This is a genomic window from Mesomycoplasma ovipneumoniae SC01 (genome assembly GCF_000218525.1).
GTDB lineage: Bacteria > Bacillota_I > Bacilli_A > Mycoplasmatales > Metamycoplasmataceae > Mesomycoplasma > Mesomycoplasma ovipneumoniae_A.
This window is the reverse complement of sequence record NZ_AFHO01000001.1, coordinates 1-18,633: the sequence shown is the minus strand read 5'-3', so window position 1 is coordinate 18,633 and position 18,633 is coordinate 1. Positions and strand designations below refer to the sequence as shown.

The window sequence follows — 18,633 nt, the reverse complement described above, 5'->3', positions numbered from 1 at the left end:
CATCAAACTGGGAAACTCGAGATAAACTAATAAATTAATATGTCTAAAAAAACTAAAAATAAATTTTGTGCTATGAATTTATAGCTTTTTTTGTCTTATAAGCCCTTTAATTTTTATTTTTGCAATTTTTTTTGTTAAATGAAAAAAAATGCAAAAAATAATATGTAAAAAATTAAAATATGCTTTAAAATTATAGTATAATTTTCAAAAAGGCAAAAAATCAAAACTAAAATGTAAAAACAGAAAAATTTGTGAAAAATAACATTAAAATTTATTCGTTTTATGTTAAAATTGAAATAGATTTTGCGTTTGTTCAAAAGCAAAATTTATTTTTTATTAGTATAACTACAAATTTTACTCTATAATTTACATTACTTTAAATATAAAGATCAAAAAGAAGTCGCTAGAAAAATGAACAAAACCAAAACTTTAAGATTTTATCTCACAGAGATTTGTGATGAGTTTCACAATGAAAAAGACTGTTATTATAGGCTAAAATTCGCAAAGGAAACCGTCGGTCTTTTTAACTCTCTAGTTGATGTTTTTCTAAAAATTGAAAGTCTTAAAACACCAGTTCGACTTTGAGTTTTACGTAATAAGAAATTTGGATCTGTAATTTCCTTTCCTTTAGCGATTAATTTTAGGTCACTTAGTCAAGAAAAAAAAGAACAATTTATAGCTAAAATTTTGGCTGATGACCCAAATTTCAACCTAAATGAATCAACTCAGCCAAATCAAAAAACTAGCCAACCTAAAAATTTAACTTCGGACCAATCAAAACATTTTGATTTACAAAGTTTAAAATCTAAAACAAACAAAGAAAAACAAAAAACCGAAATTTTAATTACTGAAAACGAGAAAACTATTGAAGAAATTCTCTATGCATTAAAACAAAATGATACTGATCACCCAATTGAGTGTCCAGTTTGTGACGATGAAAATCATCTTGAAGAAATTAATAGTGAATGTCCTTGTCATTTAGTTGAGCTTGAAATTGTTGAATCAGTAGATGACTTAGACCAAAAAGATGGCACAAATTCTTCTTTAGATTTAGAAAACTCAGAAATTTCATCACAAAAGAGTGATAAATCTAATTTAGATTCTTCAGAAGATTTTGAAACTTTAGAAGAATTTGACCAAGACCATGACGAAAAAGATGACTTGAATTCATCAGTAGAAAATGAGCAAAATTTGCCTAAAACTTCGCCAAATTTAGTTTTTAATAAAGATATTTCTGATGAATTTGACAATAAATTGCTTGAAAAAGTTGACTCAGTAAGTCAAGCATTAGTTGAAAAAGTCAGTGGCCATGAATTTGAAGATGATTTGCCACAAAAAGATAATCATTCTGATCATCATGAGTCCGAAGATCAAATTTATTCATCTAGAAATACAGACAATAATTTTGATCTAGAAGAAAATTACCAAATTCATTCAGAATATTGCGACTTTTCTCCTGAAAATTCAGACTCGACTCGTTCTTGTCAGTCTTGTGTGCATAATAAAAATTGCTCTTGATGCCAAAGATATCGCACTTATTTAATTGAAGCTCAAAATTGTCCAGCTTGTCTTGATTTATTTAAGAAAAAAAATTTTAACTATCTTGAAAAACTCGCCCAATTAAGACTCCCTGTCCAAACAGGTCTTAGTTTTTCAAAAAAAGAGCCAAAAATTTGCAAAACTTGTGTTCATAATGCCCTTTGTTCTTGGTGTCAAAGATATCGCACTTATTTAAATGAGGCTCAAAATTGTCCTGGATGTAAAGCGATTTTTGAAGCTAAAAATATTAATATTAGCCAAAAAATTCGTGAACTTGCACATCCTAGTTATCCCTCTTATTTATTAAAAAACCCTTATTTTAGCAATTGTGTTGCTTGCAACCATAATGCAACTTGTCCTTGGTGTCAAAAATATCGCACCTATTTACTTGAGGCCAAAAATTGTCCAGCCTGTCTTGCTAAATTTAAACAACAAAATTTTGACATTGATGCTAAACTAAATTTACTTCGTGATAATTCATATTTTAGTCATTTAGCTTCATTAAAATCAACTATAAATTGCAAAGCCTGCAACCATAATGCAACTTGTCCTTGATGTCAAAAATATCGCACCTATTTACTTGAGGCCAAAAATTGTCCAGCATGCCTTGCTAAATTTAAGGAACAAAATTTTGACATTGATGCTAAAATAAATTTACTCCGAAGTAATTCATATTATAATAATTTAGCAAATAATACTAAATGTAAAGCTTGTTTTCATAATGCATCTTGTCAGTGATGCCAAAGATATGCAACTTATTTACTTGAGGCCAAAAATTGTCCAGCCTGCCTTGCTAAATTTAAAGCGTCAAACTTTGACCTTGAGAAAAAATTAAATGAACTTAGAACAAATGATCTCCAAAATTTAACCTCACTAATTTGACAGCAAACTTATAATTCACCTTGTCCAGCTTGCAATCATAATTTCTTCTGTCCTAAGTGCCGAAAATTAGCTGCTTTTTATCGTGAAGCTCGCAAATGTCCAGCATGCCAGGCAATCTTTAAAAAGAAAAATATTGATCTTGAGAAAAAAATTGCTGAACTTTCATTTTATCCTTATTATGAATCACGAGCACTTTTAAGATACAATTTATCCCATTCAGATTCACTTTTTAATCAAAATTGTGCCTCTTGTTTACATGTTTATTCTTGCCGTTTTTGTCAAAAATATCGCACTTTTTTACTTGAGGCCAAAAATTGTCCAGCATGTAAATACCTTTTTGCCAAAAAAGGAATTTCAATTGACTATTTACTAAAAGTAATTAATTTCTGAAACCACCCTGATAGTTTCAATCACGTCGATCCACTTTCAGTCTTAAAACATGGTCGCCCAATTGTTCATGAAAAAATTGTTGAAATAGTTGATATTCCTAAAATTGAAATAGTTGAACCCCCACAGATTGAAATAGTTGAAATTCCGCAAATAGTCGAGATCCCGCAAATAGTTGAGCCAGTTCTTGATTATTCTTGAGTCAAAATTCACCCTTATTATCCACAAATTGGGACTTTTGAACTAAATAAATTTCCAACAATTATCCCATTATTCCGCGGAATTGTTTATCAAGCCTTTCTAGATCTCAACCGTAATGAACATAATTCAATCGTTGATGATGAATTATTTAACACAAAACGTGGCTTTGGTGGTTATAATGTTCAATCTGGCGGAGTTTCTGTTGGTCTAGGTGATTTAAGTGTTGACGAGGCTACCCGTGTAATTGCCGCTTCAACTTCAAGCGTGGATGAGGATGAAGAAATAATTATCGTTGCAACCGAGAAATCAACAATTTGAGGTCTTCCTTCTTATGTTTTATGATTTATCGTTTTTGCCTTGATTGCTGTAATTCTTGTTGTTGTAATTATGTTTATTTTATACGGCGCTGGTATTATTTAAAATTTTTATTTTGTTTAACCTTTTTTATAAACTCCTTTTTTCTTAAAAAATTTTTAGGGAAAAAAGGAGTTTATATTTTTTTAAAAAGTAAAAACCGGTTAAAAAATAATTAAAAATAATTGTTTGTCGAAAATAAAAAATTAATATATAATATTTAAGTTAAATAAAGTAAAAAGGTGATGTCATGAACTTAGATATTGTAGTTTTGATAATTTCAGCATTAACCCTAGTTTTAGGTCTTTTTTTTGCAGTTTTTTTTATTTACAATCATATAAAAACATTGCATAAAAACAAGGTGAACCGTAGTTTTGTTGATTTAGGCATATCTACACAAAGAAAAATAGTTTATGAACTTTATTTTGCAGTTAAATATTTGTCAAAAAATAAAGTCGGAGCAATTATCACTTTGCAGCGTAACATTCTTCTTGATAGTCTCCGTACTGACGGGGTAAAAATTGATTCTTTAATCAATTCCTCGCTTTTAATCGCTATTTTTCAAAAAAGTTCGCCATTGCATGATGGGGCAGTTATTATTGTTGATGACCGAATTTTGTATGCCTCGACATATTTTTCGGTTTCAGAATCAACACTTGAAGACCGATATGGCGCCCGACACCGGGCTGCTTTAGGTATTTCTGAGGTTTCTGATTCAATAACAGTTGTTGTTTCAGAACAAAGTGGTGAGGTTGTGATTGTTCGTGATGCAAATTTTTTTAAGGTTACAAATCTTGAAACTTTTACTGAAGTTTTAACAAAAGAACTAAATTCAAGTCAAACAAATACTGTTAAAAAATAATATTTAATGCAAAATTTTGAGACAAAAAGTTCTTTGTTAATTGATTTAGTAAACAATAAAAAAATTAATCAAGTCCGTGAATACACAAACCAAAAACCACTTTCAGAAGTAGCAGAAGAAGTATCTAAATTTAGTCAATTTCAGCGTCTTTTATTTTTTAGAATGTTAGACACTGCCACAGCCGGAGAAATTTTTACCTTTTTTTCGCCCGAAATTCAATCAGAATTAGTTATAAGTTTGCCAAATGAGATGATGAATCAACTTCTTGATGAACTTTATGCTGATGAAATTGTCGAGCTTTTAGATGAAGTTCCTGATAATGTTGCCAAACGAATTTTGCGCAATATTGATCCAGATACAAGAAAAAGAGTTAACCAACTTTTACAATATAATTCAAATCAAATCGGCTCTTTTATGTCGGTTGATATTGTTTATCTTTCAAATGAATTAACTTGTGCCCAAGCGCTTGAAAAAATCCGTAAATATAAAGATATTTCTGAACTTGTGCATTATTACTATGTTGTTGATTCGCAAAAAAAAATTATCGGCGCGGCCACACTTGAGGATATAGTTTTTTCTGATCCTAATTTAAATATTGAAAAAATAGTGTTTCAAGTTCCTTTTTTAGTAACAACTGACAAAAAAGAAGATGCCGCTGAAGTTTTTGCTAAAAATGATTTTTCGGTTTTACCGGTTGTAAATACTGCCCAAAGATTAATTGGGATGGTTACAAGTGATGATATTATTGACATTGTTAAAGAAGAAGCAACAAGTGATATTTATAAATTAGCCGGAATTTTACCACAAGAAGTTGAGGATTCTTATCTTAAAACCACAATAATTCAAATTGTTAAATCCCGTGTTTTTTGACTAATAATTTTAATGTTTGGCTCAACTTTGTCCCAATTTATTATTCAAAAATTCACAGATGCAATTACCGAAAATGATGCAATTAAATCAATCGGGCTTTCATCTTTTATTACCACAATTGTCTCAATGATCCCGGTAATTTCTGGATCAGCCGGAAATGCTGGCTCCCAATCAGCAACAACAATTGTCCGCTCAATTTCACTAAAAGAAATTAATCGTTCTAACTTTTTTTCCAAAGTTCTTTTAAAAGAAATTGGCGTTGGAGCCGTTGTTGGCACAGTTTTAATGATTCTAAATTTTTTGCGGTTAGTAATTTATTTTACTCTCTCAGGCGAGATCAAAAACTCGCAAATTCCCGAAAATTCAATCTCAAATTTAACAATCCGCGATTATGTTTTAATTATTTCTTTTGCCTCATCATTTTCACTTTTAACAGTAATTATTTTCTCAAAAATTCTTGGTTCAATAATTCCGATGATTGCAAAAGCGACAAAAAGAGATCCTGCTGTTATGTCAGCGCCAATTTTAGCGACTGTAACAGATTCAATTTCTACTTTAATATTTTTTGGTGTAACAATTATTATTTTTTTATTATTGTAGTATAATATATTTTTTTTAAGCGGGAAATATGTCTTATATAACAATAATTGGTTGAATTGCGGCTTTTTTAACTTCGATAATCGGTTTACCTTTAGTAATAAATACTTTTTTAGCAAAAAAACCACCAAAAGTTTCACTACTAAGTTGATGAATTTATTATTTGGGAATTTTTGGATTTGCAATTTTTGGATTTGCAATCCGTGATTTACAAGTTTTTATTCCGCAAGTATTTAGCGGACTTTCAACTTTTATCTTTTTAGCTCAAGTTTATATTTTTAAAGCAAAAACAACAAGAAGACAAATAATAAATTTCACTTTTTTGTCTTTTGCACTAGCAGTTTTTCTACTGATTTTACTACTTGGAATTTTCTTTTGGGCCAAAATTTCTTTAGGCAATCTGGGTTCTTATGCTAATTATGTTGGAATTTTTGCCGGATTGTCGGTAAATATTGCCTTTTTACCACAAACTTTATTAGGTATTAAAAATAAAACAATTAAATTTATTCCACTTACCTTTTTGCTAAATTTATTCCTCTTAAACTTTGCTTGATTAATCTACTTTTTCTTGCAATTTGTTATTGAAAAAAATGGGGCTTATCTTTCGTCATTCATTTTTCAAATTATTGGGTTTTTGATTTCAACAATCCAACTTGTTGTTTATTTTTATCAAATCAAACAACAGAAAAAACCATTTAAAATTAATTGAATTTAAGATTTTTAATTATTTTAATTACAAAAAACTAACAAAATTTGACTAAAAGACTTTTTTAGTCAAATTTTGTTCGATATAAAAAGTCTTTAATTGCATAAACTAGCCCTTGTTGATCGCAAGCGCTTGTATGAAGTTTTGCTGTTTTTTTAACAATTTCATAGCCATTTGCCATTGCATAAGAAAAATTAGTTTTTTCAAGCATTGAAATATCATTAGGACTATCGCCAATTGTCATTGTTTTTTGGACATCAATTCCAAAAGTTTTTGCTACAAATTCAACAGCATTTCCTTTATTTGTTCCTTTTTTACTAATTTCAATGCTTATATTATTAATTAAAACTGCTTCAAGATCACCATCTTCTTGTAATAATTTATAAGCCTTTTCTAAATTTTGGCTTGGGCCAATTAGTTCTAATTTTATTACATCTTTTTGTGGGCCATCAACAAAAATTACCTCATTTTCAGGATCCAAAAGTGGGTAGTTAAAATAGGAATAATTTTGCTCTTTAAAATTAAAGCTAAAATATTTTTGGCTTGTTCAAAAATTTAGTTGCATATCTAAATCTTTGGCAATTTTAAAAACAAAATCTTGTGATTTTTGCGAAATTGGTCCATTAATTAAAGTATGTCTGTCCTCTTTTAAATCACTAAATAAAGAGCCATTAGAAGTTAAAAGGTAACGAATTTCTAAGAGTTTTGCTATTTGCAAAATTCTTGAACCCAAAGGATTGCCTGTATTTAAAATTAAGGTAAAGTTATCTTTATTATTTTTTAGAAAATCAATTGTTTCCTTATCAACGGAAAAATCACCGCAATAAAGAGTTCCGTCAATATCACTAAATATTAATTTTTTAATCATTTCTAAAATTATAAGGTAAAACGCCAAAAACAATAAATTATTTTAAATTAGATATTTTTTAACTAATTTTTTTTGCATTTTTGTCATAAAAAAAAAAAAAAAAAGGTTATAATGTTAGCATTTCAAAACTAAAAAAGGAGGTAAAAATGAATGCGGTTAGTCCTGAAGCTTATAGGTTAAATGCAAAACCAGCTAAAAAAGACAAGAAGAATTTAGCGCGTATTTTTCTTCGCATACTATTTATTCTGCTTTTACTTGGTTTAAGCACGGCAATTTTCTTTGATGCCCGTCGGTCATTCCTGAACATAGTAAATATTGACCAAAATGCGCCAATTTCAAGGATTTCAAGTATTTCGCTAATTTTTAATCCTATTGATGATGAAATTCGCGAATTTATTGCTCCAAGAGTTGCAAGATCAATTTTCCTGTTATTTTTTAGTATTATCTTTTTATTTAAAGGTTTAAAATTTTTACACCTGAAAAATAAGACGCACAAATACATAATTTTATCAGTATATTTTTTCCTTTCGTTAGTCAATCTAGTTGTTTATTTTGCTTGACTAACGACAGAATGGAGCCATATTCTCGGCATTTCTGCCCAAATTTTTATTTATATTTTACTTGATTATTCCCTTTGACTTTGACTAGGGCGAACAGATGACAAAATTAACTATGATTATAAAAAGCTTTTCATTTTTAAGCATATAAGTTTAGCTTCTGCTATTGTTACATCAGGTACTTTGTTTGGAATTTTTGCTTCAATGGTGTTTTCTACCCCTGAAAAATCATCAATTCCGAGCGTAACTTATGACAATCCAATTGCAGATTGAATTTATACTTTTATTACTGAAGTGGCAAAAATAACTAATTCGTTAATTTTAATTGCACTTTTAATGGGAGCTTTAGTATTAGTTTTATTATATTATAGTCCTCAAATTTATTTTTACCGTCAAAGTCTTATTCGGCTTAAAAAATATACTCCAGCGCTTTCGGCCTTAATTTTTATTGCTATTGGAATTTTTGCATATAGTGTTTATATAACAGTTTATTCCATAACTAATTTTGTTCAGTTTCTTCCTTTTGGAAACAATATTGAACCAAATTATTTGCCAACAATAATTGGTATTTCGGTTCATGTTGTTTTATTAATTCTTTATTTTGTTTTAAATCTTACGCGGTTAAAAAATAAAATTAAAGATTATCAATTAAATACGCTTCCATTCATTTTTATTCTTCTATCTTTTATTGCAAGCTTTGTTGTCTCATATTTAAGTTATTCAGTTCATGAAACAATTTGGATAAACTCAACTCAGCTAGTATTTTTCCTTACCATTTATTTTGCTCTAGTCAGAATTAAGCCCGAATTTCCGCTTTGGATGAAATTAATGGTAAGTTTTTTTATTGTCTTATATACAATTTTTAATTTCATTTATTTATTGAATATTGATATTTATACATCTACTGTTTCCCAAGTTAAGCCAGAAGACTACCAAAGAGATTTAGTATCAGTTTTTTATATTGACTATAGTTTCTATTTTCTTGGGATTTTAACTGTTTTACTTGCAATTTTTGTTTTGGCAAATTTATTTGTTGCAATTGGTAAAAATACTTTAATTCTAACAACAAAAAACAAACCATCTCAAGATCAAAAAGAAAACGTTGAAAATGAAAAAATAGGTTCGTCTTAGATCTAAAAACTTCCAAATCTAAAAGTTAAAAAATAAGGAACAAATCATGAAAATTTTAGGAAAGAAAAAGCAAGCAAATCCAAACCAACTTGATACAAAAACAGAGTTTCGCGACTATTATGATTTAATTAATCATCCCAATTTTATTAGTTTTGATGCACTAATGAATTTAACTCTACTTGTATCCTCGCAAAAAGCAAAATCCTCGATGAAAGAAAAATACCAAAAAAAAGTTATTGACTCTTATAAGTCAACCACAGAATTAGTATTTAAAAATTTCGTAATTTCTTGACAACGCTCAAGTCGTTTTGGCTCAAAAGGGCTTGTTCCTATAATTGCTCAAGTTGAATCTTCAAATGTTAGAGCAAGTAATTTTTACTCAGATAGTTCTGATTCAAGATTTTCAGCACTACTTTCCAATTTAAACACGCTTGCTTGAGATTTTATTGCCAACAAAAGCCGTTTTGTTGAAGTTGTCGAAGGATGCATTGTTTTTCTAGATCCGCAAACAAAAACACTTAAAGTTATTTTCAGCGAAGTTTCTTTAGCATCAAGTTTAGAAGATCAAAAGGATCCAAATAAAAAAGCATAAATACTTTAATTCTGAGAGTTTTAGATTATGAACATAAATGAAAAAAAGGAAAAAAGAGACAATTTTATCAAAATTTATGATTTAGTTTCGTTAAATCGAAATATTTCTCTAATCCAAATTAACCTTCTTTTAAGAACAATAAGAAATGTTTATGAATTTTTCTTAATTGGACAGTTTTTACTTGCTCAATTTAGTCCAAAAAGACCATTTAGCACAAAATTATCACTACTGACAAAAAAAGCTTTTGCCCGTCAAAATATTAATCTTTGAATTTATCCTTCATCAAATGAAAAATATACCCAAAACTTTTTTGATCAAATTGAAACTAAAATTTTAGAAAATTATACTGAAAAAGATTTTATTGTTCCTCTTGGTGTTCGGGCAATTAATTTTGCAAAGAAAAACAATATGAAAATCATAACTAGTTTTGAAAATTTAGACAATTCCTTTGAAAATTCAGTAAAAATTGGTCAAGTTATTGAATATGGACTTAAAACTCGTCAGTTTTCATCAGTAAAAATGGCCGTTTATTCAAATAAAATCCCAAATTTTATTGCAACAATTTTCCCTTTAAACCAATTTGAATTTAAAATGGAAACAAGTCAAGAAACAATTGATAAATTCAAAGCTAGCCTTGATAAAGTCCGTTTTTTCCCTAATTTTGAAGAATTTTACCAAACTCAAATTCAAACATATTTTGCTACATCCGTGCAGGTTTTACTACTTGAGTCGCAATTTATCGTCTATAAAAATAAACTTATTCACGAAAATACACTTTTAAAGGAAATTGAGGAAAAAATTTTACGTCTTAAAACAACAATTTTAAAAATTGAACGTGAGCTAGAAATTGAGGAACTAAACTTGATTAAGAGCAAACCGAAAGGAATTTTTTAAATGGAATCACAACTTTGAAATTTCCGAATTTTGACCCCTGAAAATAAAACTATAAATTTTAAAGATTGCAAAATATATATTAACATTGAACAGGAAAAATATTTTGCACCACTTGAACCATTTATTGTCTCAAATCTTGATTTTTCGCTCATAAAAATCGAAATTTCCTCAGGGGTTTTTTATTTTTTTGCCCACAAATCATTACTTTTTTCTTTAGAAAACAGTGCTTCTATTCGGCTTCATGATGATTTGATTTTTTACAAAACTGATAAAAAAGAATATTATATTCAGAAAAAATCAAATCAAAAAAGCAAAAAAACACTTTTACACAAGTTGCAAATGCAAGCAAATTTAGAGCTAAGTTCAAATTTAGAATTGTATAATAGTTATATACTTACCAAACAAGAAAATGAACAAAACCGTTTGATGCAACTGTTTTTTTTAGTTCAAACCGAGGTGAATTATGTCTAAAAAATTAAAAAATAAACTAGTTTTTGCGCCTATTTTATCAGTCTTTTCAATTTCATCTTTATTTTTTCTTTCATCAGCTTCAACTTTTAGTCCTCCTGCTGTTGAATTTCAGCAAACCGCCCCAGCTCCTTCAAGCCCAAGCCAGCCCCCTACAATTCAGCCAGTAAATCCCGGACAAAATCCCGAACAAAATCCTGGCGGACAAGCTCAACCAGGCACAAGTGAAAAAAAGGCTGAGCCAATTACTGAAGAAGATCTAAGGCAAAATAAAGCATACTGAGAAGCCCAAAAAGAATCATTAATTGACCAATTTATTGATAAGGTTGATGAAGATATTAAAATCAAACTTGCTGATATTGCTTCAAAAACTCGTGATAATCTTGAAGAAAAACTACAGCAAAGTTTTTTCTGAATACAACTTCGTGATTACTTTAAACGAAACCGTGAAGGTCTAAAAAAGAATCCAAGTGAGTTTGGTCTTAATATTATTAGTCCTTTTGCTTTTGCTAATAATCTAAAACTAAAACGTGGCGATGTTAGTTTTGACAAAGAAAACTACCAAGGTCTTGAATGAGGAACTAACAATGATGATAATTATGAAAAAATAAATAATGTTAAAACCTCAAAAGTAACAGAAGTTCCAAACACGCTCAAAGGCAAAGAATTTGAAAATCGAATTAAGACTTATTTTCAAGGACTTACATCCCAATATAAACAATATCTTTTTAAAGAAGAAGAATTTCCTGTTTATAAAAAGAATTTTAACCTTGACAAATTTGCTGACAAATCTGATACTGAAGAAAACCTTTTATTAGCAAGTAAGCCAATTGGCAAAGAAGGAATAACTTCTTGAAATGACTGAATTAAAAACTATTTTGAAAAACAGTCACTTTTACTTGATTTTACTTTAAATCAATTGCCAAATCCAAGTTCATCTCAATCAGCCCAAGAACAAATTAATTTTGCAATTAAAAAAATTACTAACCAAAATCCACCTGATGTAGCCGAAAAACCTGAATTTGAAGTGCGAATTGCCCCTGATTTGCCCCCAATTATTGCTCCTCAGTATGCAGGTAGGCCGCTTAATGAAGTAGTTCAACTCTATAATAATGCATCACCAGAAGAAAAAAATAACATTTTTTTCTTCCTAAATCCATTAAATTCACGTTTTAAATATTTTATTGAATCAATTTCACTTGATCCAGCCGGAAATAAAATTAATGCAAAAGTAAAAATTGTTGACTTTGTTAATCAAGTTCGTGATCCTGCGGATAAGTCAAAAGCCGAAAAAGTCTACGATACTCCCCATTATACTGATTTTCCTGAAGGGGCAACTCTAGCTCAAAAACAAGCAATAACAACAAATTTATACCATTCAAATTTAGGTGTAACTGCTGTAATTGACCAGTTTTTTTCAACATTGAATATTCAAGATCAGTTTAGTTTTGACCAAATTCGTTATTATTCTCCAGGTTCACAAACAACAATTTATAATTTCTTTTATTTATTAACTAAAGTTTTTTATAACCAAGATTTTCTTGATGCTCAGAAAAAATTGGCCCAAGATTATATAAATTCTTCTCATGCTAGCGTTTTTTCAGCTTCACAATTTCAGTTTTTATCTTATTTAAAAAAATCAGAAATTGACAATAATAAAGCTTGATCTCATTATTATTTAATTTATTTCTTAAATCTAATTGTTCTTCAAGATAAATTTTTCCAATATTTGGCAAAACCAAATGCAGTTGACAAAGAAGCAGCGGCTCAAAAAGAAAAACAATTTGACGAAAATCTCAAAAAATTGAATTTAACTCGCGAAGATATTAACCGTTATTTTGCTCAGGCACACGAAAAAGTTGCCCTTTTTCATAATGAGTCTTACAAATTAAGTTCTAATTTAGTTAATCAATTTTTGGCAATGACTAAACTAGGACGCCAAATCAATCTTTTAAACCAAATATTAGGACATGTTGCTTATTTTGATGAACCCCAAACAAATCAAGGATCTTCTTCAATAAATAACAATCAACAAAACTCTGATCCAATTCAGAATTTTTCAGCACTTATTGAAAAATTCAATAACGAACAGCAAGGTCAATGGTTATCAAATAATCTTGCTTATATAATAGTCGGGACACTTTCGGTAATTTTAGTCTCAATTGCTGTAATTTCAAGATTGTTAGTTTATAAAAAAAATCAATTAAAAAAAGTTGAAAATAATTCTGAAAATCAACAACAAGGAGAAAAATAATGTCATTACGTGTCGCCTCAGTTTTAGACTATGTTATTTTAGTTAAAGGACAATACAACTGAAAAGAACAGCAATTTTTTCAAATCAAAAATAAACCCGAAATTAAAGCGGTAGTAATTCAAGCCTCATATATGCAAGCTTATTTACTTTTTAACAACCAAAAAGGTAAAGTTGAAATTAATGACGAACTTGTTGAATTACCTGATTTTGATCGTGTGGCCACTTCAATGGAATTTTTTGGGAAAATTATCGATCTTTCTGGTAATATAATCGAACCAAAGTCAGCAAGACCACAAACTTTTTTAACTTATCGCCATTCAGCTTTTGCAACTGCCGCAGGTGTTTTACAACGTCAATTGCTTGATCGTCAAGTTTATACCGGAATTTTGTCAATCGATCTTTTTAACCCAATTGGATTTGGTCAGCGTGAACTTATTGTCGGGGATCGTCAAACTGGAAAAACACATATTGGAATTAATACAATTATTAACCAGAAAAATTCGCCAACAACAAAATGTATTTATGTCTCAATTGGTCAAAAACGGCAAAATTTAGTCTCTTTATACCATGATCTATTAAAAAATGGGGCAATGAATAACACAATCGTTCTTCATGCAGCTTCAACAAGTCCATTTGACCAATATTTAGCTCCTTATTTTGCAATGGCACATGCTGAAAATCTTAGTTATAATTACGATGTTGTTATTGTTTTTGATGATCTGTCAAAACATGCCAGTGTTTGACGTGAGGTTGCTCTTTTAACTAATCAGCCAATTGGAAAAGAAGCTTTTCCGGCTGATATTTTCTTTGCCCACTCAAAACTTTTAGAGCGTTCAGGTCGTTTTATTGGACGAAAATCAATTACAGCCTTACCAATTCTTCAAACTGTTGATAATGATATTACCGCACTTGTTTCTTCAAATGTAATTTCAATTACTGACGGTCAAATTATTACTTCTTCAGCACTTTTTGCCGAAGGAAAAATTCCTGCGGTAAATATCGGACTTAGTGTTTCGCGGACAGGTTCATCAGTTCAAGCAAAGAATATTCGTGCAATTTCAAAAGAAATTTCATCATTATATTATAACTATCAAAAGCAAATTAAATTAGCAAAATTAGATTATGATCTTAATAAAGAAACTTCAGATTTACTTTTTAAAGGGTCACAAGTTGAGCAGTTTTTAGTTCAAAAAGGTTATTCTTATTATTCACCAACAAGTGTTTTAATGGGAATAAAAATAATTTCTTGAGGTCTTTTAAAAGATGTGGCTGACCCTACAAAAGTCGTGAATTTTGTTCAGGCCTTAATTGAAACTGATCCGTTTGCCAAACAAATTTTTGCCAAATACACAAATAATGAATTTATTGACGATCAGCTCGCTGGTTCATATTTTGCAACAATAGTTAACCAATTTTTGGAAAAATCAACAAATACTCAACTCGAAGTTCCACTAGCGTTCCCAAAAATGGATCAGTCATTACTTGATTCAATAACACAAAAGGCCCAAAATATCGGAGGTAGATAAAAATGATTGGTTTTGTTTCCCAAATTTGAACTAATGTTGCTGAAATCAAATTTCAGACTGATCTTGATAAAATTCAACTCGAACAAGCTCTAACAATGCACCAAAACACGACAGTTTTGGTGATAAAAAAAATTTTAGATGCAAATACAGTTCGTGCAATTGTGATTGCCAAATCTCAGCCAATTGCCGTTGGTCATCAAGTCGTTAATACACTCACTTTTTTACAAGTTCCTGTTGGTGCTAGTGCTAAAAATCAAGTTTTTAACATTTTAGCCCAATCGCAAAATAATGCCCAATACAAGCCAAAAACAATTCCGATTAATTCTACAGTTAATGTTACAAAAGAAAATTTTAATGTTCGCCATAAATTGCTTGAAACCGGAATTAAAGCGCTTGATTTTTTTGTACCTATTTTTGAAGGTTATAAAATTGGAATTTTTGGTGGTGCTGGAGTTGGTAAAACTGTTTTGATGAAAGAAATAATTTTTAACGTTTCCAAACAAAGACAAAAAGTTTCATCAATTTTTGTTGGTTCAGGTGAGCGTTCCCGTGAAGGTCTTGAGTTATTTTTAGAACTTCAAGAGTCAAATTTAATGTCTAAATCAACAATGTTTGTTGCCCAAATGAACGAAACTCCTGGCGCACGTTCAATGATTGTGCCAATGGGAGTTACAGCTGCTGAATATGCTCGTGACTACGAAAAAGAAGATGTGCTTTTATTTATTGACAACATTTACCGTTTTATTCAAGCTACTAATGAAGTCTCAAGTGCGCTTGAAAAAAATGTTTCAATCGGTGGTTACCATGCGACAATGGACTCTGATGTTTCTTTTATTGAAGATCGTCTTTATAAAAATGAAAATGGTTCAATTACTTCATTCCAAACCGTTTTCTTGCCAATGGATGATCTTTCTGATCCAGCGGCTATTTCGCTCTTTACTCACCTTGATTCTTCATTTGTGCTCTCACGTGATAAAATGTCAAGAAATATTTTCCCAGCTTTTGATCCTTTAGTTTCAACCTCAAACTCAGTTTCGGTAAACGTTATTGGTGAAAGACATTTTAATGCAATTATCGCCGCTAAGTCAATTATGAAAAAATACAAAGACTTAGAAGATGTTATTTTGATTCTTGGATTTGATGAACTTGATGCTGAAAGTAAAATAATTGTCCGTAAAGCGCTTCAACTTGAAAACTTTTTCACCCAGAATTTCTTTATGGCCGCTGCCTTTACTAAAGAACCTGGAGTTTATGTTCCACTTGAAAAAACAATCGATTCAGTAATTCGAATTATTGATGGCGAATTTTTAGATATTTCCCCATCAGAATTTGCCTTTATCGGCTCAGTTGATGATCTTGCTAAAAAAGAAGCCTAAAAACTTGAAATAACAAAGTAAAATTTCACCTTAAATTTAGGTGAAATTTTTTATTTACTTATTAATCAAATAAACCAAACTAAAAAAGCTAAAATTTTACCCTAAAAAGCAAAATTATGAAATTTTTAAACTGCTTTTTTAGTTTAAAACACTAACAAAAACCATAAAAAAATACAACTACTATTTAAACTCAATGTAAATAGAAAACTCATTTTTATTTACATTGAGTCTAAAAAAATATGTGAAGTTATGAAAGAGCTATAATTAAAAGCCATAAATTTATAGATTTCTAAACGGTTAAATTTAAGGCATTCCATCATATTTAAAAAATATAATGGATAATTCGCATTTTCTGATTTTTTTAGACAAAAAACATAACTAATTCCCCCTAATTCAATATCAAAATTTATTAATTCATTCTTAGTGAGTTTAATTATAACAGAAATTTTTTTTAGACCAAGCATTTTTTTTTTTTTTTTGCAAACGGTTAATTTTAAGCCATTACACTATCTTTAAAACATAGTTCAAAATTTGCTTTATTTGAGTTTTTTAGCCAAAAAAACATAATTAAGTCCCCCTTAATTCTAATATCTAAAAAATTTATTAATTCATTCTTAGCAAGGTTAATTGTAAGAGATTTTTTTTATTTTAAAAATTGAAAATAAAAAAATAAGACTCGCACTTTTAAAAGTACAAGTCTTACAAATCAATTTACAAATAATAAAACGAAAATAATAACTTTATTTTGTCGCGTCAATGAAAATTTTCATTGATTTATTGTCAGATGCATTTAAGAAGGTATCATAAGCTTTCATGATATCAGAAAGGTTAAAGCGGTGGGTAATTAGACCTTGAACTGGTAGTTTTCCGGTTGAAACGGCGTTAATTAGCATTGGTAGTGTGTTTGTATTTACTAGTCCGGTTGTAACGGTGATGTTTTTAATTCAGAGATTTTGAAGGTTAAAGTCGACTTTTTTACCGTGAACACCAACAACAGAAATATTTCCGCCTGGTTTAACAATTTTTTGGCATGTGTCTCATGACTGCGGAAGTCCGACAGCCTCAATTGCCACATCAACACCATCAGGGCCAACAATTTCGTGTAATTTGTCTAATAGTGTTTCATCAGGAACTAATGTGTGAGTTGCTCCTAATTCTTTAGCTTTTTCTAAACGGTTTTTATCAAAGTCAATCACAATTAATTTAGCTGGTGAATATAACTGGGCAGTTAAAAGCGCTCCCATTCCAACTGGACCAGCACCAATAATTGCTACTGATTTACCAGGTGAAACTTGACCATATTGAACACCAATTTCGTGTCCAGTTGGAAGTGCGTCTGATAACATAACAGCTACTTCGTCAGAAATTGTATCAGGATATTTATATAAACTATTATCGGCAAAAGGAACTCTTACATATTCGGCTTGGGTTCCGTTGATCATGTAACCGAATTTTCAACCACCTTCTGCTTCACGGCAATGAGAATATAACTGTACACGACAGTTGTCACACTTACCACATGGAGTTATGCAGCCAATTAAAACTTTGTCACCTACTTTAACATTAGAAACACTTGAACCTATTTCTTCAACAATACCAATACCTTCGTGACCTAAAATTCTACCTGAGGCAACTTCGGGATTTTTACCTTTAAAAATTCCTAAATCTGTACCGCAAATAGTTGTTTTGGTAACTCTAACAATTGCATCTGTTGGTTTTTGTATAACTGGTTTGTCAACATCTTCGAGGGCGATACTGTGATCGCCACGATAAACTAATGCTTTCATTTTTATATAATGACCTCGTATATAATTATTTGCATAAATAATTATATAACTTTTTTTATAATAAATAAGTATTTTTATTGAAAATTTTTTTAGTCAACGTAGTGTAAAATTTCTGCCTTATTTGCCAAAGGTTTTGACATTAATTTTGTACCTAGTCACAAAAACCAATTTTTTTTTCGAGTTTTCCAGTTTGATGAGATAATCTTAAAAAAGTGTCCGGTTTTTCGGCGTTTTTAACTTAAAAAGCAAAATTACAAAATATTTAAACTACCTTTTTAGTTAAAGTGCTAACAAAAACCATAAAAAATACAACTACTATTTAAACTCAATGCAAATAGAAAACTCGTTTTTATTTACATCGAGCCTAAAAAAACATATGAAGTTTTGAAAGAACAGTAATTAAAGGCCATAAATTTGATGATTTCTAAACGTTTAAATTTAAGGCATTCCATCATATTTAAAAATATAATGGAAAATTCGCATTTTCTGATTTTTTAGACAAAAAACATAATTAATCCCCTTTAATTCAATATCAAAATTTATTAATTTATTCTTAAGTGAGCTTTATTATAACATAATTTTTTGTTAGACCAAACATTTTTTTTTTTTTTTGCAAAGGGTTAATTTTAAAATAATAAAAATTAAGATTTTAGCGTTAAAAAACACTGATCCCGAGTTTCCCAGTTTTAAGGCAAAAATTCACTTTTTAGTGAATATAAATATGAAAAAACACCCGTAAATCAGTGTTTTTTGAACGTAAAACCTTAATTTATATTAATGTC

13 protein-coding genes are annotated in these 18,633 nt (G+C 29.6%); 11 read left to right on the top strand and 2 right to left on the bottom strand.

The features are described from left to right. Positions 1 to 411: 411 nt before the first annotated feature. The 4 genes from MOSC01_RS0100070 (at position 412) to MOSC01_RS0100055 (ending at position 6,407) form a co-directional block, all read left to right on the top strand. Positions 412 to 3,429: a hypothetical protein gene (locus tag MOSC01_RS0100070; RefSeq protein ID WP_010320794.1), complete on the top strand. Its 3,018-nt coding sequence runs from the start codon at positions 412 to 414 to the stop codon at positions 3,427 to 3,429. A gap of 184 nt (positions 3,430 to 3,613) precedes the next feature. Continuing rightward, positions 3,614 to 4,225, top strand: coding sequence for a diadenylate cyclase (locus MOSC01_RS0100065; RefSeq protein ID WP_010320793.1), 612 nt, complete (start codon positions 3,614 to 3,616; stop codon positions 4,223 to 4,225). A gap of 6 nt (positions 4,226 to 4,231) precedes the next feature. Continuing rightward, entirely contained in the window at positions 4,232 to 5,695 is a 1,464-nt protein-coding gene (gene mgtE, locus MOSC01_RS0100060) for a magnesium transporter (protein WP_010320792.1), read from the top strand. A 28-nt stretch (positions 5,696 to 5,723) separates the two neighbouring features. Then, positions 5,724 to 6,407 carry a hypothetical protein gene (locus MOSC01_RS0100055; RefSeq protein WP_010320791.1) on the top strand — a complete coding sequence of 228 codons (684 nt, stop codon included), beginning with the start codon at positions 5,724 to 5,726 and terminating at the stop codon, positions 6,405 to 6,407. A 55-nt stretch (positions 6,408 to 6,462) separates the two neighbouring features. On the opposite strand, the gene MOSC01_RS0100050 is transcribed toward MOSC01_RS0100055, so the two are convergent. Continuing rightward, on the bottom strand, positions 6,463 to 7,266 hold the full coding sequence (locus tag MOSC01_RS0100050) for a Cof-type HAD-IIB family hydrolase (RefSeq protein ID WP_010320790.1): 804 nt from the start codon (positions 7,264 to 7,266) through the stop codon (positions 6,463 to 6,465). A gap of 146 nt (positions 7,267 to 7,412) precedes the next feature. Between MOSC01_RS0100050 and MOSC01_RS04035 the strand changes: the two genes are divergently transcribed. Genes MOSC01_RS04035 through MOSC01_RS0100015 form a run of 7 tightly spaced genes read left to right on the top strand, consistent with a single transcriptional unit; the run spans position 7,413 to position 16,064 of the window. Next, positions 7,413 to 8,954 carry an MSC_0624 family F1-like ATPase-associated membrane protein gene (locus MOSC01_RS04035; RefSeq protein ID WP_010320789.1) on the top strand — a complete coding sequence of 514 codons (1,542 nt, stop codon included), beginning with the start codon at positions 7,413 to 7,415 and terminating at the stop codon, positions 8,952 to 8,954. 46 nt (positions 8,955 to 9,000) lie between these two features. After that, positions 9,001 to 9,546, top strand: a complete 546-nt coding sequence (locus MOSC01_RS0100040; protein WP_010320788.1) for a DUF2714 domain-containing protein — start codon at positions 9,001 to 9,003, stop codon at positions 9,544 to 9,546. A 27-nt stretch (positions 9,547 to 9,573) separates the two neighbouring features. Further along, positions 9,574 to 10,440 (top strand): MSC_0622 family F1-like ATPase gamma subunit, encoded by an 867-nt coding sequence (locus MOSC01_RS04485; protein ID WP_010320787.1) that lies wholly within the window; start codon positions 9,574 to 9,576, stop codon positions 10,438 to 10,440. Next, a complete protein-coding gene (locus MOSC01_RS0100030) occupies positions 10,441 to 10,911 on the top strand; it encodes an MSC_0621 family F1-like ATPase epsilon subunit (protein ID WP_010320786.1) in 471 nt (156 codons plus the stop codon). Continuing rightward, positions 10,904 to 13,162 (top strand): MSC_0620 family F1-like ATPase-associated subunit, encoded by a 2,259-nt coding sequence (locus MOSC01_RS0100025; protein WP_010320785.1) that lies wholly within the window; start codon positions 10,904 to 10,906, stop codon positions 13,160 to 13,162. The genes MOSC01_RS0100030 and MOSC01_RS0100025 overlap by 8 nt, the downstream gene beginning before the upstream one ends. Continuing rightward, complete coding sequence (locus MOSC01_RS0100020; protein WP_010320784.1) at positions 13,162 to 14,688, top strand: MSC_0619 family F1-like ATPase alpha subunit; 1,527 nt, start codon at positions 13,162 to 13,164, stop codon at positions 14,686 to 14,688. The genes MOSC01_RS0100025 and MOSC01_RS0100020 overlap by 1 nt, the downstream gene beginning before the upstream one ends. A gap of 2 nt (positions 14,689 to 14,690) precedes the next feature. Beyond that, on the top strand, positions 14,691 to 16,064 hold the full coding sequence (locus MOSC01_RS0100015) for an MSC_0618 family F1-like ATPase beta subunit (RefSeq protein ID WP_010320783.1): 1,374 nt from the start codon (positions 14,691 to 14,693) through the stop codon (positions 16,062 to 16,064). Between the two features lie 740 nt (positions 16,065 to 16,804). Here the strand turns inward: MOSC01_RS0100015 and MOSC01_RS0100005 are convergent. Further along, complete coding sequence (locus tag MOSC01_RS0100005; RefSeq protein ID WP_010320781.1) at positions 16,805 to 17,851, bottom strand: zinc-dependent alcohol dehydrogenase family protein; 1,047 nt, start codon at positions 17,849 to 17,851, stop codon at positions 16,805 to 16,807. Positions 17,852 to 18,633 lie beyond the last annotated feature (782 nt).